Origin of the sequence: Nitrosomonas sp. Nm132 (genome assembly GCF_900100485.1) — a bacterium.
In the GTDB taxonomy this organism is placed as follows: domain Bacteria; phylum Pseudomonadota; class Gammaproteobacteria; order Burkholderiales; family Nitrosomonadaceae; genus Nitrosomonas.
The window spans coordinates 15,737-42,355 of the sequence record NZ_FNDH01000014.1 but is presented as its reverse complement, the minus strand read 5'-3'; the positions used below and the strand labels follow the sequence as shown (position 1 = coordinate 42,355).

Below are 26,619 nucleotides of genomic sequence, written 5' to 3'. Positions count from 1 at the left end.
TAGCTCACAATTCGCATATAAAAAGATTGTGTATCTTTATGTTTTAATTACATATTAAATATCGGTAAAAACCACTATTCTTTTCTTCTTTTAATCTTTTATATATTAATCTTTACTTAATCATAGCTGTGAATATGTGGATAACATTTTGGATAACTACAATCCACTAACTGTAAAAATAAATAATTTGAGCAAACATAAAACAAAGAGATAAATCTACACTAATACCCAGCCTATTTCGCACCAGATCGAATCGTATTCGCTCCAATTAAATTAGTTAACCCCCTTCTTCCCCTGCTCTAATATTTAACACCCCAGGGAAAGGTTAAAACGCTTTATTAAACACTTATTAATAATAAACAGCGTATCGTGAGCGCTTTCACTCACAAAAATATTGGGACTGTCTGTCCCAACCCCCGAGAATCTTTAAAAAACGGTGATGTTCCTGTGTGGATTAACATTTCTATTCAATCCATTACAATCAGCTGTTCATTTTCAACGTAAACATCACAAGGAAGCGGACACTTTAATGATTACAAAACGTCCTTTCAGCAAAGGACAATCTTCTACCATCCTCATCGTCAAGCTTGACTACCAAATCGATACCTACATCACGGCTATCCATATTTTGTTGGTTCGCCCAGTCAGCATACGTCCATACATCTGAAAAATTGAGGGAGTAGGTTAGGTCATGTTTGAGGAAGTATTTGATTAACAGCACAAAGTAATTGCTTTTTTCCTCTCGGTGCGTGACGCATTGCGATAGCTCTTGAGCAACTCATGTAAATCTGTCATGTATTCCTCTTCTAAATAATTATTACTGGATTTTATTGAAATTTGACTTGGGGATATTCAATATTTGAATCCGCGATTCATTTAGCACTGCATAAACAAATTTATTCAGAATTTCCAAACAGTTTCTTAAAAATATTCTTTCCATCAAGAGTTTTATTACTCACTTCTGCATAATATATTTTCTAAAGTTTATCTATTTCGATTAAATCATCCTTGTTCCATACATCTATTATTATCCCAGTATCACATTAATATTTAATAGCAACATTATTCATCTAACGACCTTGATATGTACCAGCTTCTAATTTATCATGAAAATATAATTGGAGCTTTTATTCACATATAGAGGGATCTTCATGAGGAATTACGGAGTTAAATCGCGCTTTGCTCAGGAATTCGTTGGTTTTTCCGGATCAAACAAAGCTTTTCGGAATTTGTTTGGCGATCGCGACAGCAACGGTGAACCTTATCATCGCCTTTATACTGCCGAACAGATCAGACAAGCACGACTGAAGCTTTTATCAGCATCCCCTGAAATACCGCACAGTCTTTCTATTCCACCAATCATCAATTGCCGCATGTCAAAGGGAGGAACTGGGAAGACAACTATTGCCGCAAATATCTCCTCCGCTTTAGCATTATTTGGTCATAGAGTATTGATGATTGATGGTGATCCCCAAGCTTCATTGACCAGCATGTTTGGCATTAATTGGGTGACCGAAGAGATTGTTCACATTGGCGAATTGATGCGCCGCCAATACCGCCGAGAGCATGTCAATCTACAGAGCGCTATGCGTCAGATTTACGCAGGAGGCATGTTGGATTTGATTGCATCTGATATTACCTTGGCAGATGCAGACAGCTGGCTTATGGGCGCAACAAATCGTGAAGCAGCTTTTAAGCGCTTACTAGACTCTCAGATGGAGATCCTGACTAATTACGATGTAATCGTTATAGATTCAGCACCAGGAACTACTTTATTGACCAATACGCTAATGTTTGCCAGTAAAACGATTCTAGCCGTAGTCTGGTTAGATGGACAGTCTCTAAAAGCCATGGAAGTCCTTGCTTCAAATATCACAGAACTTAATCGTGCGTTTGCTGGACAGGGTTTTGAGCTCAATGTACATATCGTCGCCAATGGCTATCATCCTAGCTATGGACCACCGAAAGATGCTCTTTCAACTCTTATGACGAAATACCCGAATGAGCTTGACGACAATATCATTCCACACTCTGCTGGTTTTATGCGACAAATGGACTTATTTCAGGAACAAAAAAGTGGGCCTTTAATCGAGCGCGAGCCCTCTTCCGTTGGAGCGCGTGCTATTATCGATTTGACCAAGTCGTTAATTAAGCACTATGGCATTAAATTAAACGGCATTCCCGCTATTCCTATTACAGTAAAAGCCCTATGAACATGAAAAAGAAAGTTCCTCCCAAAGTTAGTGGCCTTGTTCAGAAAGGGAAAATTAATTTCGTTGATCAGTCAATAACAGAACGCCTGCCAGACTTTGTAAACATTGATTCTTTCGATGAAACATCATTTCCTACGGCTTTTTCTGGAAATGTGACGCAAACTAATGTCACTCAAGAAACTGATATCAGTGCACATTCTCTTCACAACGATAATGACTTGGCGTCACAAACAAAATCTAACCAGGATTTTATATTGCGCCCAGATGAAATTGTTCAACAACTATCAATTGATAAAATAAAACGTAGCCCCTACCAACCAAAAAATCGACTTGATGAAGCGCATGTCGCAGATCTTGCTGAAAATATGCGCAATGATGGTCTTCACCAACCGATCTTAGTTCGCCCTATTAGAAATGGTGAATATGAACTCATTGCTGGAGAACATCGCCTAGAAGCTTGTAAGCTTAATGGACTTCAAGCTATTTCGTGCATCGTTCGAAAAATGGACGATAACCAGGCAGCCAGAGCACTACTTTTTGAGAACTTATTTCATCGCGCTCTCTCCGATTTTCAAATTTATCAAGGATTTAAATTATTGCTGAAGATGGGTGCCATACAATCAGTACGAGCGCTAGCAAGAGAGACAGGGTACTCTACTACCCAAATTCAACGTCTTCTGAGTTTTGATCACTTTTCAGAAAAAATTCATGATCTGCTCAATAATCATCATAATCTTATCGGTGCAAATGCTGCGGAAGCTCTTGCAAAACACTGTAAAAATGGACGGGGGGATTTGGTTTTTGATGCCTTATCACTGATTCGAGATGGAAAACTTACTCAAGTACGGGCCTCAGCTTGGATAGAAACGCGCTTTACTACTAAACCGCCACGAACAAGCAGGGTACTTACCCGTGGCTACCATGGCCAAGAATTCTGCACACTTACACGTGATGGCAATCAAATAAAAATTCGTATTGCTCCTGATATCGATTCGTCAGAGCTTGAAGAAGCACTATACGAGACACTACGGCTTAAAGCAGCGCAAGTAGCATCTGAAAAAAGAGAGCAATAATGTGTGGTATGAAAAATCTAGAGGTGTTCCTACTAGGAACACCCCTATCGTTTCTTATCCCTACTTTGAGTCATCACTGTATTAAAACCTATACTTACAGAGGCTCTGTTGCAAAAAAGTATGACGGTTAAAGCCAACTCTCTGGTAGGTTTGATTTATTTTGTGTAAATGCCAAATTATCTTCCAAAGAGACGGATTCCACCTATGAGCCCTTGTCCATATTTGCAGGCATTCACCAGTCCTTTTTTAAACATCTGCATCAGCTCAAACCCTGATGTATCCCCACGAATTTACTCTCTCTCCAATGAATCGAAGTAATCTACTAAAAGGGCTTGCGCCTGCTCCAACATTGAGGCGGATAATTCAAAAACGACATAGCAGCAAGCTATTCTGGCGAGAAAAATAACTGAATAGGGTGAACGACCTTGGCCGCTGTTGACCTTAATGTGTCGCTCGATATCAGTCCCTTTTAAACATATCCCCGTAAGCCAAAGCGCAAAAATGATGAGCGCGGCAATTAATAACAGGTTGGCTCGTCGCAGTGGACGTAAGTTGGTCACGTTGCCCAATGGCGAAACTGCAAAGGCTCGACCCTGGGATACGGCGGTGACACCTTTGCAGTTGGCTCTGGCCAGAGGGCACCGCTGGCTTGCTATGTTGGAATCGGGTGAGGCTAAATCCCTGAAAGAGATAGCTCTCGTGAAGTTATCGACAGTAGTTACGTGAGCCGTATGGTTAACCTGACCACGCTTGCGCCGGATATTGTTACTGCAATCATGGATGATACTTTGCCAGATAACATTATTTTGCTCAATCTGGTGGTTGATCCGCCGGCGTTGTGGGAGGAACAGAGAGAACGGATCAAATGCAGTTCGTTTACATGAATTCTTGTGGCTTACTTTTTATTCCATAAATTTGGTAAAAACTACTGTCTTTAGACTGTGACCTAGACTTTAAATTTGTTGACTCATGCGCGCTTAGCTTGATGCAAGTAGACGGCTTTAGTCGTCGACCCCTAAGTTGCGCTAACCAGTCTACTTTCAGTAGGTGGTAGTTTAGTTCTCCTTCTCAACCTTCCCACGTAACGACTTTCTTTGACTTTGAATGGCTTTATGTTCCAAACGCTTTATCTTGGAAGCTTTGGATGGTTTAGTAGGTTTTCGTGGTTTTATCTGGACAGTGGCGCTTTTGATAATCTCTCGTAGTCGATTGAATGCATCTTCTCTGTTCTTAATCTGACTGCTATACCGCTGAGCCTAAGTGATGAAGCCTTTATATCGAACCGCAAATGAACTGCAGTAGCTACTTTATTTACATTCTGCCCGCCAGAGCCCTGGGCGCGTACCGCCTGAATTTCGATCTCAGTCAAGGGTATGGATATATTGCTTGATATTCTCAACATAATTAATGACTGAATTACCATTTTTTTGGGCGAAGTCAACCGTAACGCCGCGCTCCCGCATTATTTCTTCCAATTGTCAACAGCTGATCGGATAAGCCACATATTAACGGACACATCCAAAGGAGGATACCCCGCTCGAATTGGCTGCTTTTGAATCTATCATCATCGCTTCACTATCTGATTACCTCTAGGAAGGAGATCCAATTTCGGCAGAATTTCAAACTTTGCGACAGAATCACTTAAACATACAATCCTAAAGAATTCCTCTCACTTATCTCGATTCATGGCTATATTGAGAAATTGCAGTAACCGATCGCCATGCGCTTGAATGGCCTCCACCGAGTCGTGAGCCACACCAGGAATGACCCAAAGTTGCACAGCGTCGCTGTAACGGTGGGCGTAGAGGGTTTCGGCAGCGGCTACCGGCACGGTGCGATCCCGGTCTCCGTGTACCAACAATACCGGGCAATGGATAGCTTGGAGAGTATAGAGGGGAGCAATATCGTCCAGCCGATGGCCAATGGTGCGCTCCACGTAACCTATAACCCAGCGGCCAATAGGCCAGTAAGGGATATGATGGACGGCCATTACCTGGCGCATCATTTCGGCGGGATGCACAAAGGCAGCGATGCTGATCACCGCGGCCAGTCCGCGACGATGCGAAGCAACCAGTAGACAGGCAGCAGCGCCTACTGAGTGACCCAGAATCGCCAAGCGTGCCGGATCCGCCTCGGGCTGCTCGATTAGCCAATCCAGGGCATGCTGGAGATCTTCGGCAAAACGCGGCATGGAGGAGAAGGTATCGGAGTCACTGCGACCGTGATTGCGTGCATCCACCAGCAACACACCCAAGCCAGCGCGATGCAGCAGCGGAGCGAAAGGCAACATGTCCTCAGCGTTGCCACCCCAGCCGTGCAGCGCTGCTACTACCGGTTGGGGTCCGGATAACGGAGCCGGGATCAACCAGCCGAATAACTGCTTGCCGCGGGCGGTGGGGATGCGTATCTCACGATAGGCGAGTCCGAGTTCGGCAGGACTGCTCTGCTCGAGCCGGCGCGGAGCACGAAAGCCACGGCGCACCAAGGCCGGAGCAGCGAACCAAGCCAGCAGTATCAAGCTGAACATAAGGGTAAGAGCGATAATCAGAGACACGGTAACTAGGATGCGGCGACAAGGAGATTCATTATTAAAACACAAGCGTGACAATCATCGAAGAGATTACGCAGGATGGGACAACTGCTCTCCTCTTCCAACGCGTCTACACTGTCGCCGGGTTCCATCACGATCATATAACTAGGCAGGTCGTTCAATAGTTCGACCTCACCCTGGCACTGGGACGAGAACGGGTATTTCGCAGAGCATTAATATTTATGTAGACGAAACATTTATCTTCTCGTTTAACTTTAACGAGCAACGTCGACATCTTCCATACGTGGGTGGCGCAGGACTTTTTGCCCAAACTCTTGCCCGCTTGCGTGATCGTCAAGGATAACGCGGTATTCCACAAACGGCAGGATATCAAAACCGCCGTTGCCGATGCTGGGCATACACATGAATATCTTCCATCTTATTCTCCAGACTTTAATGATATTGAACCAAGATAGGCTCAGGCTAAAGCCATCAGAAAAAGAGAAGGTTGCTCCATCGAGCAGCTCTTTGCCGCCTATATAATTTAAATCATTATATATGGGATCAACTATATCAGTGTAAATAAGCGTAAAAATATAAAGCATATGTCTGAAATAATAGCGTTACGTGTTAACGTAACCCCCACTCTGATACTACTTGTGTGTTAATCGAAGCAGTACCCGGGATAGTAAAGCAGGGTCCTATTGAGGAAGTCTAACATGCGGCCACTTGTCTATTTTATATGGGTTTCTCCCGAATAAAGTCAAGTACGGCTTCTTCGATCGGACCAAATTTATTGGGATTGATTATTGAGCGTCATTCTATGGTTTAATTGTTAAATATTTTGTTCATTACGACAAATCAATTATTGGGAGTCTGTCAATGACAAGAATTTTTTCTACATGTAAGTATTTAACTATGCTCCAGAAAATGTTCATTGATAACTCGCTTCTAAAAATGGGCAAGCTATTATTACTGCTGCTGTTATTAATGGGTTTAGTAGGATGTACCAGTTTTGGTAAAGGTGCTATGCAGGCCGTGCTGGAAAAAACTGAGGAAGAAGATACAAGGCGATGCGATGTACGAGGAAAAGCATTCGCAGGTATTGATGCCAGTATCACTAGAACACATGAAGAAACCAGGGGAAAAACTAAAGTGTTGATGACCCATGGCGTGGGTGATCATTTAGCAGGATATTCAACTGAATTTCTTGAAAAATTAGCCAGAGAATTAAAATTAAATGCAACTTCAGCCAACTATATTGATATTAAGCTATCTGCTGCTCTAATTGAAAACCCTAAAGATCTGGGTAATTTACGCATATCGCATTTATTCAATGAGGATAAGAGCAGAGAGTTGATTTTCTATGAACTCACCTGGTCGGATATTACCCGTGGGGAGAAATCGCTGCTATCCTATGATAATTCAGGGGAATATAGTTTTCGTAGAGCCATGCTTAACAGTATGCTGAAAACGTTCAGCAATGACACGGGTCCTGATCCAATCATTTATTTGGGAAAAAGCAGGGAACTGATTCTTGCAGCTTTTGCCCAGGCATTCTGTTGGATGGCGACGCGAGACTGGGAAGATTTGCCTGCAAGCGGTCAGCATATTTGTTTCGGATTAGACGAATCCAGTACGAACCATATCATGTATGATGATTATATATTTGTTTCGCATAGTTTGGGAAGCCGGATCACCATTGATGGTCTGCAACGGATTGCGGCATTATTTGCCAATCCTGAAGAATTTGCAAAGGGTGGTATAAAAGTTACCATGAACCCTGACGGGGGATTCAAAGCGATGATGCCTGATGGTCAAAATGTGAGCGTTTCCTCTACATCGATACAGGCGTTCAAGAATAAACACATTCCAATATTTATGATGTCTAATCAACTTCCAATGCTCCAAATGGGTAGAGAATTGCCGAAAGTGACCGGCCAAATCGCAGAGTATTGTAACCCCTCGGGGTCTAATTACGCTTCTCGAATGTTGAGGGAGACATCAATTATTGCTTTTAGTGATCCTAATGATTTATTAAGTTATGACGTGCACCCCGATTTCAAAGATAAATATTTGGATTCCAGATTATGTCCCACTGTCACCAGCATTATTATCAATATCGCCAAAGTGATCAGTGTCTACGACGTCAAAGGTCTGGCTAATCCCTTTAAAGCTCATGTTGGTTACGATACTGATGATCGGGTTGTCGCTATGATAGCTAATGGGATAGGGGGTCCGAATACATCAGACGTAACTAAGAAAAGATGTGAATGGAGAAAAATGATTGATTAATCGCAATTTCCTGATAAAAAAAGGAGGGTGTCCAACCAAGCTAATATAAACATTGCACTTCTAACTTGAATACACCTTCTACTTGTCAGTTCAGTTTTCAAATCTATCTTTTGGAGCGCATCAGTATCAAGTTGAAACAATAATAACCCAGTTACTAGATTCGTCCGTCCATAGAAATCTGTTGTGGTCAATTAAACCCGGACACTTTATTAACGTGAGTTCGACATAAGGATCACACTACCACAGCTGGAAGAGCTTGAGGAAGTCTGATATTAAGGGAGGGTTTCTTCTCGCGAAAGGTATAAGCCACCAGCCCGGCTATTAGATTAACAAAGAAGTTAACTCGACTGCGATGACGGGAATGCTCGATTTGCGAGATATTTTTCAATTGGTCATTGACACTCTCAATGATCGAGCGTTCACGTAACAGAATTTTGTCAAATAGCGGCAACAGCTTGTTTTTCATGTTCTTGCGTGCCTTGGTAACCAGCTGCACGCCCTGTTCCCAGAGGTGATCAAAGAGCGGCTGCGAGATGTAGCCCCGGCCACCAAAGAGTTTCCCAGACAAGGAGCGCGCCAACTCTGGTACTGGATCACGGTCATCCACATTGCCCGCCGTGATTTTTACCCCTAGCAATTCTCCCTGGTCATTGATGACCAGGTGCAGCTTGAACCCATAAAACCAACCCATGCTGGTCTTTCTCCGGGCAGCAAACTCTGCCATTACTTTATGCGACCCAATGCGGCGATTGTGGCACACACTGATTTTGGTCGAATCAATGAAGCTGATCCCACTACATTGCCCAAAGCGGCTGGTCAGAAAACAGCACAAAGGTACCAGGCTGCCTTGTATCAACTCAACAAAGCGGTTGTAACTCACCAACCCTGGAAAATAACTCCGCTGATAATTCAACACGTCATTCAGGTAATAGTATTTAAACGTCCCGTAACCGGATAGATGAAACCCCACCATGATTGTCATGACTTCACTTAGACACAGCTCCCTTCGGCGACGACGCCGTTTTAGCGATGACCCCGACAAGCGTTGCTCCCACAGCGGCTCAAACTCTTTACAAAAATCGTCAATTGCACAAAAAGATCAATAGTATAGTATCCATCGGAATCTGAATTCCTTTTGCTGCTTTTCTTATCCCGAACTCACGTTTTATTAAGTCTTTTTTTCAAATTCTACTGGTGACATATTACTGATCGTTGTATGAATACGATGAGCGTTATAGTAGACGATATTAGTTGAGTATCCGTCATAGCAATTTGCCTTTCTGCTTATTGAGCTGTATAAGATTGGATTTAATCAGACTATTATCGCCTACCCAGTTAATAATGATCCAGAATGTAGAGGATTTGAAGAACATATCGACAATTTGGTCTCGTTGTTTAGGCCATACTTTGGTCTACGCCCATTTGTATTTTGATGGAACAATGAGAACACTCTTTATATCATTCCTAACTGGTTTAGCTATACGATTCACCGTTTACTGCTTCTTTGTTCATGATGACCGTTTGATGATCCTTCTTTTGATACATTAATGTTACTCACCAATAGCCGCTGAGGCCGATAAACGGGCCGTTCAAGGTTGCTCTGGTCTCCAGTGAGCCTCCCTTATCGACGTTATAGTGCAGGGCTTTATAGCCGACCTCCACAGACATGGGAAGGTTGAAGAGAGTCGTTCGGTAGCCCACTGCTCCCAAGATTGAAGCGGTTAAGGTGACATTCTGTGCCCCAAAACCACCGATATTACCATCCACGAGAACAAACCATTTTGGCGTGAAACTGACCATAAAGCGTCCACCGATCACCGGACTGGTAAACGATTTGCTGGCCGAGAAGTTGCGTTGATCACTCAGCGGACCGGCTTGTTTAATGCTGTTATCCAGCCAAAGGGTACGCCCGCCAGCGTAAACTTCCAGCCAATTGGTTTTCATTTTTCCCATCGAACTGAGTATTTCCGCAGCTGATGGCCCGAGAATCCTGTACGCTATTCCATAATCCATCAAACCCATCTCAGAATCAAGGCCGTTGCTTAATCGATCTAACCGTGGTTTGAGCTGCAAATTCATGTAATTGCCATCTAGGTAAAATCCCAAACGATTGTAGTGCGCCTCCAGTCTTCCCAAGAAGCCCAGTGGAAATCTCCTTGACTCATCGCTGATATCAATGAAGCTTACATCGACCGACCGGCTGGCACGCTCTGCAGAGAAATCACCGTTCACACCCGGGAACCACATGTACTGTGTGAGATTGAAAGTCCACGGATTTATGTAGGCAGAGTCCCTAGCAGGAGGAATTGTTGATATTTGTTCTGCCCGCCCGAAAGTAGAGAACAGAATAGCGCCGAAGAACACGATGACCAGGCGTCGGTCGAATGCTCTTAAAGGATGTGGCATCATTAGCGTTCTCGAAGCTACTTGTAACAAGGGCCTGAGAAAATATGAAGTAGATAAAAGCATGGCCTTGCCAGAATACTGCATCTGTCCGATCCTTTTCACTATTTTGATTCTCTGCATCTTTATTACATTATGTCAGAGAACTGTAAAAATAATGGCATGAAGTATATGAGCTCCTGCATTTTGTGTAAGTTTTTTGTGAGGTATACTGAATTTCACTGAGTCCGAAGTTTTATAAATGAAGAGACTTAAAATGGAGGATATAGATTGAACAATTATTCCGAACACGATATAACCAGAAATTTCGTGAGCAATAGGTCAAGTTTTTTTAAGGAAGTGGATTAACGCTGGTTGAAGTAGCGAAACGACTATCTTTACTCAGAGGAACACTAAAGAATTGGGTTTATGTTGGCAGTCACGGCAAACTTACTGCAGCAGGTAAACAACAGAAGCTACTGATTGAACTTGAACTAGAGGAGTTATCTAGGGGCAAACGTGTACTAGCAGAAATTAAGATGGAGCGAGATTTCATAAAAAAAGTGTGCGGCCTATTTTGCGAAGGAGTCGCGGGGAATACGGCATGATTGGCGCTCTGCGACAACTAATGTTTCTGAGAGCGGCTTTCATTCTTGGGATACTCGTCTGTCTCATATGCGTGAACGGGAGAATATTCGGCTGTAAATAGAAATAATTGTTGCGCACCGACAGTCTATGAAAATAGTATCAATAATATCCCGCACTGCTTGCATATCGGAAAGATTTGAGTTGGGTGATTGTATAACAAGAGCCGTATGTATCGAGAAGTTCACATACAGTTTCGTGAGCAACTGAAGGGTGCGCGGTTCCCTTTCGGCTAACTCGAACTCCTATATAAAACTTCTGGGTGATCTTGATCTTTATAAAACCGAATTAATACATCATCGAAAATTCAAAATACGACTGCAAAAAAATAGGAAATTACGAAATAAATCGAGATTTTTTATTTTTATAGTCAGCAGCGAAAACACGAAAGACTAGACTGCTTATCACCAGTAGAATTTACGGCTCATCCGGTAAATATCAATATTGGTCTAAGAAAATCACTGGCAGTTGCAGTTTCTAAGTTTATTTGATACTAAAATTGGTCAAGTCAAACCCAGGAAACAAAACCGCGTGAATCGCTTCATCACCTCTCTTCTTTTCATAATAAAGTTTTTGGTGTTGCAACGCATCGAAAACCCAGGTGGTTGGTCCCGCTGTTGATCTCACCTTTGCTGCGTAAACCTACCATGTAACGCGAACAATACTGATCTGTGCACAAGAAGGAACCACCGCGATGCACACGTTTTGCCGCACCGGGTTCATTCGGATCCCATGCACTGTCATGGCCCGTCGGATTGTGAGCAATACCACCGGTTTGTGCGAGTTGCGCATAATAATCAGGACGATACCAGTCGCTGACCCATTCCCAAACATTACCAGATACGTCATACAGTCCATAGCCATTTGCCGGGAACTGCGCAACCGGTGCCGTGGAAAGGTAGCCATCGGCGCCGCTGTTATGGCTAGGGAAGCTACCTTGAAAGCTGTTGGTCATCCAACGCCCCTTAATCATAAAATCATCGCCCCAAGGGTAAACCTTTCCGGCAAGACCGCCGCGTGCTGCGAATTCCCATTCGGCTTCGGTTGGAAGTCGCTTTCCGGCCCATCGCGCATAAGCTTCAGCATCTGCAAAGGACACATGCACTACAGGGTGATTTTCGCGTCCTTTGATGGAGCTGCCTGGCCCTTCTGGATGGCGCCAGTTGGCGCCCCTTCACCCAGGCCCACCACCGCAGATGGTTGTCTAAACGAAGCGGTTTGTTTGGCGGTGTGAACAAAATAGAACCAGGCACGAGCATGTCCGAAGGTGCATCAGGAAACTCCTCGGTACTTGGCGCTTTCTCGGCAATAGTCACATAACCGGTGGCTGCCACAAAGCGTGTGAACTGTGCATTGGTCACCTCTGTGCGATCCATCCAGAATCCATCGACGTAAACGCGATGTACGGGGAGGGAATCGTGTGTGGTATGCATGCCAACTTGGTTGTGGTTCATGCTGTTAGGTACCGCCGCACCCATAGAAAATTCGCCACCTGGAATCCACACCATGCCATTAGGAGTGAGGCCAGGTTCCAGATTTGTATTCGGTACGGTTGATCTAAATACCGGTTCTGTTAGCGCCGGCCTGTCAGCGAGCGTTTGATGGAGGAAAGAGAGAATTATTAGACTAAAAGTGGATATAAATATTCTGCGCGCTATCTTTTTTATAGTATGCCGGATAGTAGAAATTTATTTTTTTAGTACATTAACTGCATAGTTAAAGGAAAACCACCAGTTTCTAACAGTGTCAACAACACATCCTTTGCTTGAACAGAGAAGGTGCAGTGCAAAAAATTGAACTAATATTATGGTAGCCTTTCGCTTAACTTGGTATTTCTTCCCTGATATCGTTTGGATAATTTCAATCACAATCAGATACCGGTAGTACAACAAATACTGACAGACCGGAGCCATGAGTTCCAGGCAAAGTTTTATGGGCATGTCGAAGACCTTGGAATTCAGCATGTTTATATCAAACCTCGATCTTCGTAACTAAATGGAAAAGTTGAAGGCTCTCATCGTTCTGATTAGGATGAATTTTATCCACTACATACCTACAAAGAGGATGTTGATCTGGAAAAAAACATGTCGAATGGGAAAAGTTTGATAATTTCTCGCGTCCTCATGACGCTCATCGGGGGGGCTCCCTATGTGAGATCTTGAAAGATAAATTATTATGCTGCTATGATCTGTACAATAGATCTTTGTGCATCACAAAAGGGAAAGACCTTCGGCTCTTATTTATTAAGCTGATTAAGGCTTCAAATCCCACTCTTTTAGTTTCTTCGTAGCTGTCCCAAATTGGCCTAGCTGGTAAACGGCCGCGCCCGCTGGCGAAAAGGTAAACGGCTCAAACGGTTCAGCCAGCATTTGGTCGAGGTATATCTGGGGCGCGAGTCCAGTGCTGACATGTGGATTGAAATGTGTGCCGGAGCTTTTTGGAACAAAGGTCGAGACATATTGAATCAGGGACGGGTCAATGATCGGATCATCGAGCGTGGTGAAGAATGAGGATGAATCCCCGGTTTCCACCGTGAACGGGGATACAGCGGCAATTATGTCTTCTTGCAGCTTGAGCAATTCCGGGGTCGGCCTTACAACGATGCCCGAGAGGCCAAGATCCTTGATCGGGATGTAGTAATATTTGAATGCTTCCAGTTTCATGCCAGTCACATTGACGCCGGCGAGAACCTTACCGACGGCGGTATAGACTTCTTCGAGTTCTGCGGTGCGAACAAAACGCTGAATCATCGTGATGTGTGGACGATGCATCGCATCCAAGACGAACCCTTCCGGGAAGACCGCGAGCAGGCGGGCGTTGTTCGCGCCGGCTTGTTGGAGCATTTTGGCGTCCGGCTCCAGCAATATATCAATAGCCGTAATCGGGGATTGCCCAACTGGAAAAATCTGCTTCCAATCGCTCTTCATACTGACAATGGTCCATCCATTCTTCTGGGCCTGCTCGTAGAGCGCCTGCGTGAAAGCGCCGAGTTTGGGAGCGGGCAATCCTAGCGCCGGACCATAGGCATATTCGCGCGCCGCATCATCGTGCAGTACTAGCAGCATGAACCGCGTGCCGCTGCCGCCCTGCGTGTATTCCAACATCGCTTGATCGCCTACGGAATTTCCGAATGCGGCGATGGGTCGTCGGCCAATGTGCTGATTGATGCTGACGGGCTTATTGTCCTTATCATCGTTGAAGTTCAGTTCCGGCAGGCGCACTAAGACAGGTTCACCTTTACGCATCTCAAACTTCGTCTTGATACTGCTGCCGATAACCTGTTCCGGCGGCACACTATATAATTGCTCGACCCACGTACGCATGAACTCGATACCGCCACCGGAGACGATGAAATTCTTGAAACCATTCGCACGCAAGTAGGCGAGCAGTTCAAGCATTGGCTGATAGACCATCTCGGTGTAGCGCTTGCCGGTTTTCGGATGCCTCGCGGTAGCGATCCAATCTTTTACAATCTGCTCGAATTCCTCTGTGGTCATACCTGCGTGCGTGGCCATGACGAGTTCGAGCGGCACGTGCTCACCGTCGGCAAGCGCGGTTTTCAAATCGCCTTGGAGCAGCGAGGCGAACGGCTCTTTTGTCTTCCATTCTGGATGCTGGGAGCTGATCGCCTTCATGCGGTCAAGGATAAAATACAATTGAACAGGTAGCGGCTGCTCGCACCAAAGCGTGCCATCATTGTCGAAGGTAGCAATACGTTCCGCTGCCGGTGCAAAATCTGGCGAGCCGGGCGTTGTAACCTTCGTTACAAAAGCGATGATGGATTGTTTGGCCGGGCCTTCATTCCAGGACGGTAGCGGATCGCTAGCCAGAGAAAACGTTGTAGTGAAAGCCACTACAAAAACCAATATCGCAGACAAAAATATTTTTATGTGCATATTTTTTCTGATTTTGATTTTCATAATCTTGGCTCTCAATAATAAGCCGAAGCAGAGAAGAACAGGTGCGGCCCATTGATTGAATTACGATCTCAGTTGCCGCCGCTCTTCGACATCTCCTTGATCTGCTTCTGCATTTTCGTCAGATTGAACGAACCTGCTGTTTGGCTCGGTGGATAGTCTTTGAAGGTCATGAGGAACTGGGCGACCTCCGCGACAGCCGGTGTAATGAGGTAAACGCGGTCGATCCACCAGTCATTGTAAGTGTTCGAGTTGTGCTGAGCTTTTTCGAACGGATCGCGGCGCAGATTAAAGATCAGCGGGGCACGCAACTCCACGAACGGTTCACGCCAGAGAGCCATAGTCTTCGCTCGATTTTCCATGAAGACGACCTTCCAGTCCTGATAGCGAACGGCCACAATCTCGCCGATATCATTGACGTAAATAAACTCTTTGCGCGCCGACTCTTTTACCTTGCCGCTCAGGTAATCGTGCTGGTTATACCCATCAATGTAGTTTTTGTACGTGCGGCCGTTGAGTTCGACGCCCTTGAGGAGCTTATCCTTGATGTCTGGTGCACCGGCGACGGCCGCAAAGGTGGGTAACCAGTCCTCGTGCGCTACGATGCCATTGAGCGTCGTGCCAGCCGGGAAATGGCCGGGCCAGCGCACAAATGCAGGCACACGGTAGCCACCTTCCCAGTTCGTGTTCTTTTCACTGCGGAAAGGTGTGGTGCCTGCATCGGGCCAAGAGTTATAGTGCACGCCGTTGTCAGTGGAATACTGAACGATTGTGTTGTCAGCAACGCCAAGGTTATCAAGTAGTTCGAGGAATTGGCCGACGTGCATGTCGTGTTCGACCATACCGTCACTGTATTCATCCTGTCCGGAAATGCCTCGATGCTCAGCCTTCACATGGGTGCGAAAGTGCATGCGCGTGCCGTTCCACCAGACGAAGAACGGCTTGCCGGCTTTGACCTGCTGCGTGATGAAATCCTTAGCGGCCGCGACAGTTTCATCATCGATGGTTTCCATACGCTTCTTGGTAAGTGGCCCAGTGTCATCAATGGATTGACCGCCCTTGCCATCGGCCTTACTGTGAATCACACCGCGCGGACCGTATTTCTTCCGAAACTCCGGATTCTTTGGATAATCTAGATTTTCGGGTTCCTCTTCGGCGTTCAAATGATAGAGGTTACCGAGGAACTCGTCGAAGCCATGCATCGTGGGCAGATGTTCATCACGGTCGCCTAAATGGTTTTTGCCGAACTGACCCGTGGCATAACCTTGGCTCTTAAGAACCGTAGCCATGGTCACGTCGGTCTTCTGCCAGCCTTCCTGCGCGCCGGGCAAGCCGACCTTGGTCATACCGTTACGAAGGGGAACAGCGCCACCAATGAAAGCAGCACGACCAGCGGTACAACTTTGCTGGGCATAGTAATCGGTGAATTCCACGCCTTCTTTGGCAATACGGTCAATGTTTGGAGTTCGATAACCCATCATGCCACGATTATTGTAGCTGATGTTCTCGATACCGATATCATCACCCCAGAGGACAAGGATATTGGGTTTTTTGACATCTTCAGCATGCGTGATGCCACTGATCGCTAACAGGGCTGTGAAAACAACAGCACCGAAAACAGCGCAGTTTTGGTTGAAAAGTTTTAAGTTCATGTTGTCACTCCTCGAATGATCTGATTAAAACTACACGCTGAATACAGGATACTTTGTATTCTGATACTTACAATACACTCATTGTTCAATGGGGAAACATAAAAATAACAAAAATGTTGAGAACAAATAAGCTGTTCATACTTGTGGCAAAATATCTGGCCTGATTATTTGAGGCTGAATGATGGCTCCAGATGAGACAAGCAGATTGGCTGCAGGAGACGAGGAAGAAGGAATTTTAGGATGTGTATGGGAAATTGGAAAAGGAATTCTGACGGAAAGTGGAGGAACCACTAGTGCCTGGAGTTAATAATTGAATGTTTTGCCCGCTACGCAAATCGATATGATGAGATGTACTGTCAAAAATGGAGTCTAATAGGTTAAGCTGCAAGTAGTTTTGAATAGTATCACTGCGTAAATTCCGCTGGCGCAGAACGTCAATCTTACATGCCTAAGTTATGTGGAATATTGAAGGAAATTGTCACCAGAGCCGCAATAACGGCATTTTTAAGCTCAAAAAAATACAACCAATTGATATAACTGTGTGATTTATTAAATTTCTCCCGGCTAGCGTCGTGACCTGCAGATTAGCAGCCAGGGCCTCTATCGAGTGATCAGTTGAGACTTTTGCACCATTTCCAGTCCAATGATTGCCGTAGTAATCTGGCAAGAAGATTGCCATGAACGCACATCTTCTCAATGCAACGGTTTCCTTTCCCTACCAATGCTGAAAATAAACCACTTGATTAGTCCGCGCGTAATTGATTGATTTACAATAGGTAAAAAATACAAGCTTGTGGACTTCGTTCCTGCAAGACGGGTAGGGGTGGAGAGAATAATGGCGCAAAGAGAGAAAAAGTGAGTGAATTTGTGCGATTTACGGAATCTATAAAGCCCGCAAGAATCCGCATGAATCGCGTGAACACGCGAGAGTAGACACAAAAAAACCAACCAGATGAAGGGTTGGTCTTTGGTATTGGTGGAGACGTCGGGAATTGAGCAGAAGTCCACAATTGCTTTGACATTTCAATAATCAGCTGGGGAATAGCAGAGCTAGAAGCGCGCGTGGCTACGGCTTTCCAATCTTTAACAACTGCATTGAGGCATCAACCGGCCATTGGATCGAATCCACCCGGATAGCCGCTTTTGACCGGAAGCAGTCATTTCAATGAAGCTTATTGTCAATCCTTATTCAATTCTATTCCTGAATACGTCAGAATAAATCCAAACTTCTTCATTTTGTGATTATATTTTGTGTATTTTTCTGTTGTTAGCCGTATCTATCTTAATCAGATTCAATTTCTCTTGGGCGTCGTACTGAATAGAAACATTCTTACCAATGGGTGGGGGGGAGTTAAATAATTCCAGTTTGTGTGATATGAATTCCTTGTTTACTTGTTGATAAACAAGACCTTCTTGTTTGTCAATAAAAAGAATTAAACCTTCATAGCCTTTATTATTTGTTACAGCCATTTTTGCCAAATAAATATTATAGATACCTGGCTTGATACCTTCCTCAGCTTTTTTAATTAATCCGGTAGTCCTCCATTCATTATCATTAAAGTTCTGAAGGATCTTCTGTCCGTTCATGATCAGGAGGCGTAGTTTCATTTGGATAAATTGAGATAAACTTCTTGAATGATCATTTCCAGGTCAAATTCTTTCTTGTTTACGCCAAAAAAGAAGGCGGTCAGATTAAAAGCACCGCGACCTGTTCCATCAAAGTCGCCGTCTTTCAATGAATCTAAGATAGAGTGAAAAAGATCTTTGCACTTCTGACCGGCAATAAAGTAGGCTTTTAGCGTATCGGAAATCATTGTTTTTTGCGCATCAGATAGTTTTCTCATGATGTCTTGGGGTTGATGCGTTCTTTTCTTTAGACGTACATAAATATAGATGAGCAGTTGATCGGCGGGGGATTTATGGCTGCGTTCTTTTTTTTCTGCTTGGGTCTCAAGACTATCTGTAGCGGGGTAAGGCGCTTGGCGCGTTAATTCTTCCACAATACTTTTTTCATCGACCTTTGATTCCAGAAATTTCCTGAACTGTTGTATTTTAGAGCGCGTAATGTCTTCTGGTCGGCTGTACTTCAACCAATCGACCAGTTCCAATGGATAGGTTTTGAATATCTTTTTCAGATTAAATATGGCGGCTATATCTGTCAAATTCCCGGAATTAAACAGCTCGGCAATAGGATCGGGTAAATCCAGCGCCGCTGCATGCAATGATACATAGGAAGCAGATTTGCCGATACTCTTGCCTATCTGTTCATGGGTCTTACCGGCAGCAATCTCACGCCCGATATAATCAACGATTTCACGTGAAGTCAGATTATCACGCTGCAAATTTTCGACTACCTGATCCGCCAGACTGTAATCGGCATCAATATAGGCGGGTATTGATTTAAGCTCCGCACTTTTACTGGCGCGATATCTTCTGGCGCCATGATTGATAATATAGGTTCCCGGTTTGTCCGGATTAGGCCGTACGGATATGGGCGTTTTTACCCCCCGCAATTTAATCGTTTCTGTTAATTCAGCTAGGGATGCCGGATCAAATATTTTTCTGGGTTGTGTGACATCTTCAATAATCAAATCAAGCGGGATCTGACTTGCGCCCAATACGGCAGGTGCTTTATTCGCGTCTTCAGATAAAGTTTTCTTTATGACCATTGATTTAATGCTTACTTTATTTTAAAAAGTAATTCCTTGGATTACAGCATTCTGTAACGATTAGATGCAATATATCATGACTGTCATTCCTCCCAATTTAAGTGAAGAGGGGGTTATCTTCTCAGTTAAAGATAACTTGCTCAAAGCAAGCAAAGGAACCGACAGAAACATAATCAAAAATGCCCTCCTAAGTCAATATATTGATCTGGTTATGAGTCAGAATAAAAACATCGCGACCAGGCGTTATTCTATCTGTTTTGAATATTTATTTGACTGGGGAATGGTATATTTTACCCATGGTCATGAGCCCTATCCTTAATACAATAATGGGTATTAGATATAAAATAAACTAGAGGGCAAATACTTAACGGTTAAGGGAACGGCAATTACGCTATGTATAATTTAATTCTAACCACAAACATTTTAAGGATTCTGCGCGAGAAGAAACTAACAAAATCTCAGCTGGCAGAAAAGGCAGGCATTTCAATCTCTTTTTTTACTGAACTGACCAATGACAAAGCCAATCCATCACTCAGAATCATAGAAGCGATTGCCAAAGCGCTCGATACGCCGCTGCCACTGTTGTTTGACAATTCGGATATGAGCGCAGCAGAACGAGCCATCTTGGCAGAGGGCAGTGCCGGACATCTGGCCAAGGGGTTTGTCTGGAAGGGCGCTATATTGAGTGAGTTTCAGGCGTACCAGGTCGCGCAGTGGGATCGTGAAAACCGGGAAATCATAAAGAAATTAAAATGAAACAATAGAAATAGATTGTATAGTATTAATTATTGTTATATTGTAGTGTGCAATATTTATTTATTGCTGCGCCGATATAACCATGTCAGATCAATTAACCAACATCACAACCGTTAGAGACCGGGCAAAGAGCAAGCTGGAGCGTGATGCAAGGGAAATACTGTCTGCATTGCAAGATCCCGAAACGGTTGAAATCATGGTCAATGCCGATGGTCGTATCTGGCAAGAGAAGCTGGGTCAAAAGATACAACATATCGGAAATATCCAGGCTGCCCAGGTTGAGGCGGTCATCAAAACGGTAGCGGGTTTCCACGGCAAGGAAATCAATCGATTCAATCCGATGATCGAGGGTGAATTTCCCCTCGATAATTCACGCTTTGCCGGTCAATTACCCCCCATTGTTACCGCGCCCACTTTTGCCATACGTAAAAAAGCCATCCAGATTTTTACGCTCGAGCAGTATGTGGAAACCGGCGTGCTGTCGCCAAAACACGCTGAAGTGATTAAAGATGCCGTGTGCAAGCATCGCAACATTTTGGTTGTTGGTGGCACGGGGTCAGGTAAAACGACCTTGATCAATGCCATCATCAATGAAATGGTTCTCAATGACCCGGATGAGCGCATCTTCATACTCGAGGATACCGGCGAGATCCAATGCGCTGCCCAGAACTTCGTCCAATATCACACCACGCTCGATGTCGACATGACGCAACTGTTAAGAACAACCTTGCGTATGCGTCCGGATCGCATTCTGGTGGGTGAGGTCAGGGGAGGGGAGGCACTGGATTTGCTGGATGCCTGGAACACCGGTCATGAGGGCGGGGCTGCCACATTGCACGCCAATGATGCGATGTCAGGACTCACCCGCCTGGAATCCCTTATTTCACGCAATCCTTCCGCACCGAAAGAGATCATGCCATTAATCGCGGAGGCGGTTGATAGGGTGGTCCATATCACGCGCACGCCGCATGGCAGACAAATCCAGCAAATTATCGAAGTACAAGGTTTTAAAAAAGGAAGTTACCAAATCAACAAGCTGTAACCATTTCATAGGAACCGGTCAATGAAGCTAATTCGTATCAAGGGTGTCTCTCCATTCAGTGGTTTGTTCTCAGCCGCTATTTTTTTCGTTCTTCTATTCTCAGTTGAAAACGCACAAGCAACCGTTGGCGCGGGGGGTGCGCTTCCCTATGAAACCTGGCTGGTTAGTCTCAGAAACTCCGTTACCGGCCCCGTTGCGTTTACCTTGTCGATCATCGGCATCGTGGTGGCAGGCGGCATTCTGATCTTTGGTGGCGAGCTCAATGCTTTTTTCCGTACCTTGATTTTTATTGTGCTGGTTATGGCGTTACTGGTGGGCGCGAACAACATCATGACCAATTTATTCCAGGGCGCGGTTATTCCGGGTGAGCCCTCCCAGACAATCTTTGAGTCAGAAGCCGACATCGTTCAAAGTTAGCCAAACAGGAGGCCGCTATGGCACTACGAACCCTACCTATCCGCCAATCGGGAAACCGCCCTAATCTGTTTATGGGCGGTGACCGCGAACTGGTCATGTTTTCTATCCTGATTGCAGCCACATCGATCTTCGTGGCCATGGAAATCAAGGCCACGATCTTTGGGTTCGTGCTGTGGTTTTTTGCGCTGTTTGCACTGCGACTGATGGCAAAAAATGATCCGCAATTGCGCCATGTGTATCTGCGCCAGATTCAATACAAAAAATACTATCCGGCGCGCAGCACCCCTTTTTATGACAATACGCTCACACAGGAGAAACGGCACTCATGATTGCCGCTATTGCCATTTTCATCGCAGTTTGTGGTGCTTTGTTGCTTCTGATGCTGTTTCTGCGTATTCGTGATGCGGGAAAAGAATTAAGACTGGATAAACATCGCTGAAAAGAAATGGGTTTTGCCGATCTGCTGGTGTATGCAGCAGTGGTGGAAGATGGCGTGATTGTCGGTAAGAACGGTGCATTAATGGCCGCCTGGATATTCTGTGGCGATGATACCGCCAGCAGTACCGATATTGAGCGTGAGCGCGTGTCGTTTCGCATTAACCAGGCATTATCCCGTTTGGGCAATGGCTGGATGATCCATGTGGATGCCATCCGCAAACCGGCGTTAGCTTATTCAGACAAAGCCTTATTCAATTATCCTGACCTCATTACCGCTGCCATCGATCAGGAGCGGCGCAATCTGTTTGAACGCATCGGCGCCCTATACGAGAGCTGCTTCATCGTATCACTGACCTATCTGCCGCCTATGCTGGCGCAGCGCAAGTTCGTTGAACTCATGTTTGATGATGACAGTCAGGAACCCAGTCGGAAAGCCAGAACACAAGGATTGCTGGAATATTTCCAGCGCGAGTGTGCCAACTTTGAATCCAGGTTATCCAGCGTATTTCATCTGTCGCGCTTAAAAAGCCGCAAGCTGGTGAATGAAGAGAGTACCACCCTCACACAGGATGATTTTCTACAGTGGCTGCAATTATGCATTACCGGCCGGGATCATCCGATAGTGCTGCCTACCAATCCAATGTATCTGGATACCTTGCTCGGTGGTCAGGAAATGTGGGGCGGGGTCGTACCTAAAATTGGCCGCAATTTCGTTCAGGTGGTATCGATTGAAGGATTTCCGCTGGAATCCTCGCCTGGCATGTTGAATCTGCTGTCTGAATTGCCAGGGGTGTACCGCTGGTCATCGCGGTTTATCTTTATGGATACGCATGAAGCGGTCAACCATCTGGAGAAATACCGCAGACGGTGGAAACAAAAAATCCGGGGCTTCTTTGACCAGGTGTTTAACCTGCAAAGCAGCCACATCGATGAAGACGCACTCAATATGGTTGATGATGCGCAGTCCGCCATTGCTGAAACCCATAGCAGCTTTGTCGGCCAAGGCTACTATACCAGTGTGGTTGTGCTGATGAGGGAAGACCGGGCGGCGCTGGAAGCGGCCGGACGCAGGGTTGAGAAAGCAATCAATCATCTGGGCTTTGCTGCACGGGTCGAGACGATCAACACCATGGATGCCTATCTAGGTAGCCTGCCAGGCCACGGGGTTGAGAATGTGCGCAGACCCCTCATCAACACTATGAATTTGTCGGATTTATTGCCGGTCAATACCATCTGGACAGGTAAGCCAACAGCGCCTTGTCCGATGTATCCGCCCAATTCACCGCCCTTGATGCACTGTGTCACGCAAGGGGCAACCCCTTTCCGGCTGAATCTGCATGTACGCGATCTGGGCCACACCTTTATGTTCGGTCCCACCGGAGCGGGTAAATCCACGCATCTGGCGTTGATTGCCGCGCAATTGAGGCGTTACCAGGGCATGTCGATTTTTTGCTTTGACAAGGGGCTATCGATGTATCCGTTGACCCGCGCAGTGGGGGGGCAGCATTTTACGGTGGCAGGGGATGATGAATCACTGTCTTTTTGCCCCTTGCAGTTCTTGCACACCAAGGGAGACCGTGCCTGGGCGTTGGAATGGATTTGTTTGATGGTGGAGCTCAATGGCATCACCGTTACGCCTTTGCAGCGCAACGAAATCAGTCAGGCCATCGCCAATATGCATCAAAGCGGTTCAAAAACCTTGTCAGATTTTCTAGTGACGATCCAGGATGAAGCCATACGTGAGTGTCTTCGGCAATACACCATTGACGGCATGATGGGGCACTTGCTCGATGCTGAGCAGGATGGATTAAATTTGTCGACCTTCACCACATTCGAGATCGAAGAATTGATGAATCTCGGTGAGAAATACGCGCTACCGACTCTGCTGTATCTGTTTCTGCGTATCGAGCGCAGCCTGCATGGTCAGCCTTCCGCCATCATTCTGGATGAAGCCTGGTTGATGCTGGGCCATCCGGCGTTTCGCGCCAAGATTCGGGAATGGCTCAAGGTCATGCGTAAAAACAATTGTCTGGTGTTGATGGCGACACAAAGCCTGTCGGATGCGGCCAGCAGTGGCATTCTCGATATCATTGTCGAATCCACTGCCACCAAGATATTTCTACCCAATGTATTTGCACGCGATGAAGAGGCCTCAGCACTCTATCGGCGCATGGGTCTCAATTCACGCCAGATTGAGATTCTGGCTTCTGCCATTCCCAAACAGCAATATTACACCGTGTCCGAGAACGGCAGGCGACTCTATGACCTGGCACTCGGTCCATTGGCGCTCGCTTTTGTGGGATCCACGGATAAAGAATCGATTGCAGCTATCAAGAATCTATATGAGAAGTATGGCGACAAGTGGGTTCAAGAATGGTTGGCGATCAAAGGATTAACGTTGTCTGATTATGGAGTTGCCGCATGAATAGGATCATTGAGCTTTTCAGATTAAAGCCGGATGCGGCTGACCCTATGCATGTTAATGACGGTGTGATGGCAGGGGGGCGTCGCTCTAGCGAAAACGAAAATCCTTATCTGTCAGCGCGGCGCACCTGGAATGACCATATGCGCGAGGTTCATGCCTCGCGCAATATGTGGCAAATGCTGGCACTCCTTTGTTTATTGATTGCGCTGGCAGGGGTAGGGGGGGTCATTGCTATCGGCAGTCAATCCAAATTCATCCCCTATGTGGTGCAGGTCAATCAATTGGGGGAAGCGATCGCGGTTTCGCGTGCGGATATCGCTGCGGTGGCCGATCAGCGTGTGGTCTATGCATCGGTTGCCGCATTCATCAATGATCTGCGCATGGTGACACCGGATATCGCCTTGCAACGGCGCGCCATCTTTCGTGCGTATGCCATGCTGTCCAATAACGATCCCGCCACGGCGAAAGCCAACGAATGATTCAATAGTCATGAGGCAAGCAGTCCTTTCAAACGTGCGGAAACACAGACGGTGAGTATTGAAATCATATCGGTGATTCCCCAATCGCCGGAGACCTGGCAGGTCGACTGGCTGGAAAAAGTCTATGACCGGCAAGGGCACTTAACCGAGCCACCTTTCAAGATGCGTGCTTTGCTTAGAGTCTATAACAAGCCGACCACACAAAGCACGACGGAAGAACAGATCCGAAATAACCCGCTGGGCATTTATATCCAGGATTTCTCCTGGTCGAAACAAACATAAATGGATCACTCATCATGACGCCGTTACGCTCTTTAAGTGCGCTGAGCACGCTGATTCTTTCCATTGGACTTGCTGCACCAGGCTATGCTAATGGCCTGTCTGAAGCGTATTTCACCGATAAGAATCCTCAATTAACCCCACAGGAACGTGCCGCCATTGATCTGGCCAAGAAATGGCAGGCAGTTAATCCCAGCGGCATAAAGCCGGTTGCTGGGCCGGATGGATCAATTCGTTTTCTGTTTGGTTCACAGCAACCCAGCATCGTCTATGCCGTATTGCAGGTATGCGATATCGAATTGCAGCCGGGTGAGCAGGTTAATTCGATTCATCTGGGCGATCAGGCGCGCTGGCTAATAGAACCGGCAGTAACCGGCCAGGGTTCTACGGAGGTACAACATTTGATTGTCAAACCAATGGATGTGGGCCTGGAAACATCCTTGGTAGTGACCACCAACCGGCGCACGTACCACATGCGTCTCAGATCCCATCGGCGTGATTTCATGCCGAGAGTCAGTTTCATTTATCCGGAAGATACCTTGGCTAAATGGGATGCGATTAGAAATAAGGAAAGCCATGCCAGGGACATCAAAAAATCACGCACCTTTCCTGAAACCGGAGAATATCTGGGCAATCTGGATTTTGCGTATGCGGTGTCTGGCAATGCTGCCTGGAAGCCGCTGCGTGTCTATAACGATGGCCAGAAAACCATCATACAAATGCCTGCCATCATGGCGCAGACAGAAGCACCGACTTTGCTGCTATTGAGCAAGGAAGGCGGCATTTTTAGTGGTGATGAAACAGTGACGGTGAATTATCGTTTGCAGGGCGATCGCTATATTGTGGATACCGTGTTCGATAAGGCTATTTTAATTGCGGGTGTGGGCGGTAATCAGAGCCGGGTCATGATTACGCGGGGGAATTGATCATGCGATTCAGTACTTTAATTCTTGCCTTGTCCCTGCTATTGCTTCAGGTCGGCTGTGCAACGCAACCCTATGGCAATTTTATTCAAAATCCGTCACTCGCAACCAGCAAAGCGATGGCCGATGATGTGACCGCCCAATTAATGCGCCTGTATCCGGCGGCCAATACGCAGTTTAATCTGAGTCATACGGTTAATAATCCGTTTGGTCATGCCTTGATAGAAAATCTTCGTCTCGAAGGGTTTGCGGTTCAGGAAGCGACTCAGCAACTAATTCAGCGGCAAAAATTGGCTGCGCCTCATCAGTCCGAAACTGAGCCGCAGAAAGGTTTGATCCTGAGTTATGTCATTGACCGGTCGGGTGATTTGTATCACATCAAACTCATGATTGATGATATGCGCTTGTCGCGTGCATTCATGGTGCAAGCTGACAGTATTCATCCTGCGGGTCTTTGGGTCAGAAAAGAATAGGGGGTAGGGGT

27 protein-coding genes and 2 pseudogenes are annotated in these 26,619 nt (G+C 45.8%); 17 read left to right on the top strand and 12 right to left on the bottom strand.

Translation table 11 applies throughout. From position 1 onward, the window contains the following. Nucleotides 1-526 precede the first annotated feature (526 nt). Nucleotides 527-721 (bottom strand): restriction endonuclease, encoded by a 195-nt coding sequence (locus BLP80_RS16635; RefSeq protein WP_090541800.1) that lies wholly within the window; start codon nt 719-721, stop codon nt 527-529. A 397-nt stretch (nt 722-1,118) separates the two neighbouring features. Here BLP80_RS16635 and BLP80_RS07255 point away from each other — a divergent pair, with 397 nt between their 5' ends. The 4 genes from BLP80_RS07255 to BLP80_RS16225 all read left to right on the top strand — a co-directional run bounded on the left by BLP80_RS07255 (nt 1,119) and on the right by BLP80_RS16225 (nt 4,170). Next, on the top strand, nt 1,119-2,213 hold the full coding sequence (locus BLP80_RS07255; protein ID WP_143002249.1) for a ParA family protein: 1,095 nt from the start codon (nt 1,119-1,121) through the stop codon (nt 2,211-2,213). Continuing rightward, complete coding sequence (locus tag BLP80_RS07250; RefSeq protein ID WP_090541796.1) at nt 2,210-3,286, top strand: ParB/RepB/Spo0J family partition protein; 1,077 nt, start codon at nt 2,210-2,212, stop codon at nt 3,284-3,286. Before BLP80_RS07255 ends, BLP80_RS07250 begins: the two co-directional genes overlap by 4 nt. 504 nt (nt 3,287-3,790) lie before the next feature. Next, entirely contained in the window at nt 3,791-4,012 is a 222-nt protein-coding gene (locus BLP80_RS16230; protein ID WP_256324997.1) for a hypothetical protein, read from the top strand. Nucleotides 4,013-4,017: 5 nt separating this feature from the next. After that, on the top strand, nt 4,018-4,170 hold the full coding sequence (locus tag BLP80_RS16225) for a hypothetical protein (RefSeq protein ID WP_256324996.1): 153 nt from the start codon (nt 4,018-4,020) through the stop codon (nt 4,168-4,170). A 171-nt stretch (nt 4,171-4,341) separates the two neighbouring features. Here BLP80_RS16225 and BLP80_RS07240 read toward each other — a convergent pair. Both BLP80_RS07240 and BLP80_RS07235 read right to left on the bottom strand, forming a co-directional pair. After that, a pseudogene (locus BLP80_RS07240) lies at nt 4,342-4,688 on the bottom strand (aminoacyl-tRNA hydrolase). A gap of 267 nt (nt 4,689-4,955) precedes the next feature. Continuing rightward, on the bottom strand, nt 4,956-5,840 hold the full coding sequence (locus BLP80_RS07235; protein ID WP_256324995.1) for an alpha/beta hydrolase: 885 nt from the start codon (nt 5,838-5,840) through the stop codon (nt 4,956-4,958). Between the two features lie 284 nt (nt 5,841-6,124). Between BLP80_RS07235 and BLP80_RS07230 the strand changes: the two genes are divergently transcribed. Continuing rightward, nucleotides 6,125-6,292, top strand: coding sequence for a transposase (locus BLP80_RS07230; RefSeq protein ID WP_371128815.1), 168 nt, complete (start codon nt 6,125-6,127; stop codon nt 6,290-6,292). 406 nt (nt 6,293-6,698) lie between these two features. After that, nucleotides 6,699-8,111, top strand: coding sequence for a hypothetical protein (locus tag BLP80_RS07225; protein WP_218120404.1), 1,413 nt, complete (start codon nt 6,699-6,701; stop codon nt 8,109-8,111). A 232-nt stretch (nt 8,112-8,343) separates the two neighbouring features. Here the strand turns inward: BLP80_RS07225 and BLP80_RS07220 are convergent, their stop codons facing one another. The 5 genes from BLP80_RS07220 to BLP80_RS15905 form a co-directional block, all read right to left on the bottom strand. Next, entirely contained in the window at nt 8,344-9,198 is an 855-nt protein-coding gene (locus tag BLP80_RS07220; RefSeq protein ID WP_090541792.1) for an IS982 family transposase, read from the bottom strand. An 81-nt stretch (nt 9,199-9,279) separates the two neighbouring features. Continuing rightward, nucleotides 9,280-9,357, bottom strand: coding sequence for an IS3 family transposase (locus BLP80_RS16630; RefSeq protein WP_371128816.1), 78 nt, complete (start codon nt 9,355-9,357; stop codon nt 9,280-9,282). A gap of 308 nt (nt 9,358-9,665) precedes the next feature. Further along, a complete protein-coding gene (locus tag BLP80_RS07215; RefSeq protein WP_143002248.1) occupies nt 9,666-10,517 on the bottom strand; it encodes a hypothetical protein in 852 nt (283 codons plus the stop codon). Between the two features lie 1,180 nt (nt 10,518-11,697). Next, on the bottom strand, nt 11,698-12,270 hold the full coding sequence (locus BLP80_RS15910; RefSeq protein ID WP_218120405.1) for a formylglycine-generating enzyme family protein: 573 nt from the start codon (nt 12,268-12,270) through the stop codon (nt 11,698-11,700). Beyond that, nucleotides 12,218-12,592, bottom strand: coding sequence for an SUMF1/EgtB/PvdO family nonheme iron enzyme (locus BLP80_RS15905; protein WP_256324994.1), 375 nt, complete (start codon nt 12,590-12,592; stop codon nt 12,218-12,220). Before BLP80_RS15905 ends, BLP80_RS15910 begins: the two co-directional genes overlap by 53 nt. Between BLP80_RS15905 and BLP80_RS15625 the strand changes: the two genes are divergently transcribed. Continuing rightward, a complete protein-coding gene (locus BLP80_RS15625) occupies nt 12,570-12,740 on the top strand; it encodes a hypothetical protein (RefSeq protein WP_176754301.1) in 171 nt (56 codons plus the stop codon). The two genes, BLP80_RS15905 and BLP80_RS15625, sit on opposite strands and share 23 nt — an antisense overlap. Before the next feature lie 650 nt (nt 12,741-13,390). Here BLP80_RS15625 and BLP80_RS07200 read toward each other — a convergent pair. Both BLP80_RS07200 and BLP80_RS07195 read right to left on the bottom strand, forming a co-directional pair. Next, nucleotides 13,391-15,058 carry an HAD family hydrolase gene (locus tag BLP80_RS07200; RefSeq protein ID WP_218120402.1) on the bottom strand — a complete coding sequence of 556 codons (1,668 nt, stop codon included), beginning with the start codon at nt 15,056-15,058 and terminating at the stop codon, nt 13,391-13,393. A gap of 68 nt (nt 15,059-15,126) precedes the next feature. Beyond that, the gene (locus BLP80_RS07195; protein WP_090541786.1) at nt 15,127-16,707 is read right to left on the bottom strand and encodes an arylsulfatase; all 1,581 of its coding nucleotides are present in this window, start codon (nt 16,705-16,707) and stop codon (nt 15,127-15,129) included. Nucleotides 16,708-16,885: 178 nt separating this feature from the next. On the opposite strand from BLP80_RS07195, the gene BLP80_RS16220 reads away from it, so the two are divergent. After that, the gene (locus BLP80_RS16220) at nt 16,886-17,014 is read left to right on the top strand and encodes a hypothetical protein (protein WP_256324993.1); all 129 of its coding nucleotides are present in this window, start codon (nt 16,886-16,888) and stop codon (nt 17,012-17,014) included. Between the two features lie 935 nt (nt 17,015-17,949). On the opposite strand, the gene BLP80_RS07185 is transcribed toward BLP80_RS16220, so the two are convergent. Together BLP80_RS07185 and BLP80_RS07180 are read right to left on the bottom strand one after the other, a co-directional pair. Continuing rightward, complete coding sequence (locus tag BLP80_RS07185; protein WP_090541782.1) at nt 17,950-18,315, bottom strand: KfrB domain-containing protein; 366 nt, start codon at nt 18,313-18,315, stop codon at nt 17,950-17,952. After that, nucleotides 18,312-19,376: a ParB/RepB/Spo0J family partition protein gene (locus BLP80_RS07180; RefSeq protein ID WP_090541780.1), complete on the bottom strand. Its 1,065-nt coding sequence runs from the start codon at nt 19,374-19,376 to the stop codon at nt 18,312-18,314. Before BLP80_RS07180 ends, BLP80_RS07185 begins: the two co-directional genes overlap by 4 nt. Nucleotides 19,377-19,452: 76 nt before the next feature. Here BLP80_RS07180 and BLP80_RS07175 point away from each other — a divergent pair, with 76 nt between their 5' ends. From BLP80_RS07175 to BLP80_RS07135, 9 genes and pseudogenes are all read left to right on the top strand, one after another. After that, the gene (locus BLP80_RS07175) at nt 19,453-19,695 is read left to right on the top strand and encodes a hypothetical protein (protein WP_090541778.1); all 243 of its coding nucleotides are present in this window, start codon (nt 19,453-19,455) and stop codon (nt 19,693-19,695) included. A 74-nt stretch (nt 19,696-19,769) separates the two neighbouring features. After that, nucleotides 19,770-20,132, top strand: a complete 363-nt coding sequence (locus BLP80_RS07170) for a helix-turn-helix domain-containing protein (RefSeq protein ID WP_090541776.1) — start codon at nt 19,770-19,772, stop codon at nt 20,130-20,132. Between the two features lie 82 nt (nt 20,133-20,214). Further along, nucleotides 20,215-21,174, top strand: a complete 960-nt coding sequence (gene trbB, locus BLP80_RS07165; protein ID WP_090541774.1) for a P-type conjugative transfer ATPase TrbB — start codon at nt 20,215-20,217, stop codon at nt 21,172-21,174. A gap of 21 nt (nt 21,175-21,195) precedes the next feature. Continuing rightward, the gene (locus tag BLP80_RS07160) at nt 21,196-21,591 is read left to right on the top strand and encodes a TrbC/VirB2 family protein (RefSeq protein WP_090541772.1); all 396 of its coding nucleotides are present in this window, start codon (nt 21,196-21,198) and stop codon (nt 21,589-21,591) included. A gap of 17 nt (nt 21,592-21,608) precedes the next feature. Further along, the gene (locus tag BLP80_RS07155; protein ID WP_090541770.1) at nt 21,609-21,920 is read left to right on the top strand and encodes a conjugal transfer protein TrbD; all 312 of its coding nucleotides are present in this window, start codon (nt 21,609-21,611) and stop codon (nt 21,918-21,920) included. 116 nt (nt 21,921-22,036) lie between these two features. Continuing rightward, on the top strand, nt 22,037-24,454 hold the full coding sequence (locus BLP80_RS07150; protein WP_256324992.1) for a VirB4 family type IV secretion/conjugal transfer ATPase: 2,418 nt from the start codon (nt 22,037-22,039) through the stop codon (nt 24,452-24,454). After that, nucleotides 24,451-25,215: pseudogene (locus BLP80_RS07145) on the top strand (VirB8/TrbF family protein). The gene BLP80_RS07150 and the pseudogene BLP80_RS07145 overlap by 4 nt, the downstream one beginning before the upstream one ends. 14 nt (nt 25,216-25,229) lie before the next feature. Continuing rightward, nucleotides 25,230-26,138, top strand: coding sequence for a P-type conjugative transfer protein TrbG (trbG, locus tag BLP80_RS07140; RefSeq protein ID WP_090541768.1), 909 nt, complete (start codon nt 25,230-25,232; stop codon nt 26,136-26,138). A gap of 2 nt (nt 26,139-26,140) precedes the next feature. Continuing rightward, complete coding sequence (locus tag BLP80_RS07135) at nt 26,141-26,608, top strand: conjugal transfer protein TrbH (protein ID WP_090541766.1); 468 nt, start codon at nt 26,141-26,143, stop codon at nt 26,606-26,608. Nucleotides 26,609-26,619 lie beyond the last annotated feature (11 nt).

What these genes read in the sequence shown, in the direction of transcription:
- BLP80_RS07170 (WP_090541776.1), top strand. Translation starts at nt 19,770, where the DNA reads ATGTATAATTTAATTCTAACCACAAACATTTTAAGGATTCTGCGCGAG.
- BLP80_RS07225 (WP_218120404.1), top strand. Translation starts at nt 6,699, where the DNA reads ATGACAAGAATTTTTTCTACATGTAAGTATTTAACTATGCTCCAGAAA.
- BLP80_RS07160 (WP_090541772.1), top strand. Translation starts at nt 21,196, where the DNA reads ATGAAGCTAATTCGTATCAAGGGTGTCTCTCCATTCAGTGGTTTGTTC.
- trbB (WP_090541774.1), top strand. Translation starts at nt 20,215, where the DNA reads ATGTCAGATCAATTAACCAACATCACAACCGTTAGAGACCGGGCAAAG.
- BLP80_RS07175 (WP_090541778.1), top strand. Translation starts at nt 19,453, where the DNA reads ATGACTGTCATTCCTCCCAATTTAAGTGAAGAGGGGGTTATCTTCTCA.
- BLP80_RS15905 (WP_256324994.1), bottom strand. Translation starts at nt 12,592, where the DNA reads ATGAACCACAACCAAGTTGGCATGCATACCACACACGATTCCCTCCCC.
- BLP80_RS07155 (WP_090541770.1), top strand. Translation starts at nt 21,609, where the DNA reads ATGGCACTACGAACCCTACCTATCCGCCAATCGGGAAACCGCCCTAAT.
- BLP80_RS07200 (WP_218120402.1), bottom strand. Translation starts at nt 15,058, where the DNA reads ATGAAAATCAAAATCAGAAAAAATATGCACATAAAAATATTTTTGTCT.
- BLP80_RS07250 (WP_090541796.1), top strand. Translation starts at nt 2,210, where the DNA reads ATGAACATGAAAAAGAAAGTTCCTCCCAAAGTTAGTGGCCTTGTTCAG.
- BLP80_RS07135 (WP_090541766.1), top strand. Translation starts at nt 26,141, where the DNA reads ATGCGATTCAGTACTTTAATTCTTGCCTTGTCCCTGCTATTGCTTCAG.
- BLP80_RS07215 (WP_143002248.1), bottom strand. Translation starts at nt 10,517, where the DNA reads ATGCCACATCCTTTAAGAGCATTCGACCGACGCCTGGTCATCGTGTTC.
- BLP80_RS16220 (WP_256324993.1), top strand. Translation starts at nt 16,886, where the DNA reads ATGATGGCTCCAGATGAGACAAGCAGATTGGCTGCAGGAGACGAGGAA.
- BLP80_RS16225 (WP_256324996.1), top strand. Translation starts at nt 4,018, where the DNA reads ATGGTTAACCTGACCACGCTTGCGCCGGATATTGTTACTGCAATCATG.
- BLP80_RS07180 (WP_090541780.1), bottom strand. Translation starts at nt 19,376, where the DNA reads ATGGTCATAAAGAAAACTTTATCTGAAGACGCGAATAAAGCACCTGCC.
- BLP80_RS07185 (WP_090541782.1), bottom strand. Translation starts at nt 18,315, where the DNA reads ATGAAACTACGCCTCCTGATCATGAACGGACAGAAGATCCTTCAGAAC.
- trbG (WP_090541768.1), top strand. Translation starts at nt 25,230, where the DNA reads ATGACGCCGTTACGCTCTTTAAGTGCGCTGAGCACGCTGATTCTTTCC.
- BLP80_RS16230 (WP_256324997.1), top strand. Translation starts at nt 3,791, where the DNA reads ATGAGCGCGGCAATTAATAACAGGTTGGCTCGTCGCAGTGGACGTAAG.
- BLP80_RS07150 (WP_256324992.1), top strand. Translation starts at nt 22,037, where the DNA reads ATGGGTTTTGCCGATCTGCTGGTGTATGCAGCAGTGGTGGAAGATGGC.
- BLP80_RS07195 (WP_090541786.1), bottom strand. Translation starts at nt 16,707, where the DNA reads ATGAACTTAAAACTTTTCAACCAAAACTGCGCTGTTTTCGGTGCTGTT.
- BLP80_RS15625 (WP_176754301.1), top strand. Translation starts at nt 12,570, where the DNA reads ATGCCAACTTGGTTGTGGTTCATGCTGTTAGGTACCGCCGCACCCATA.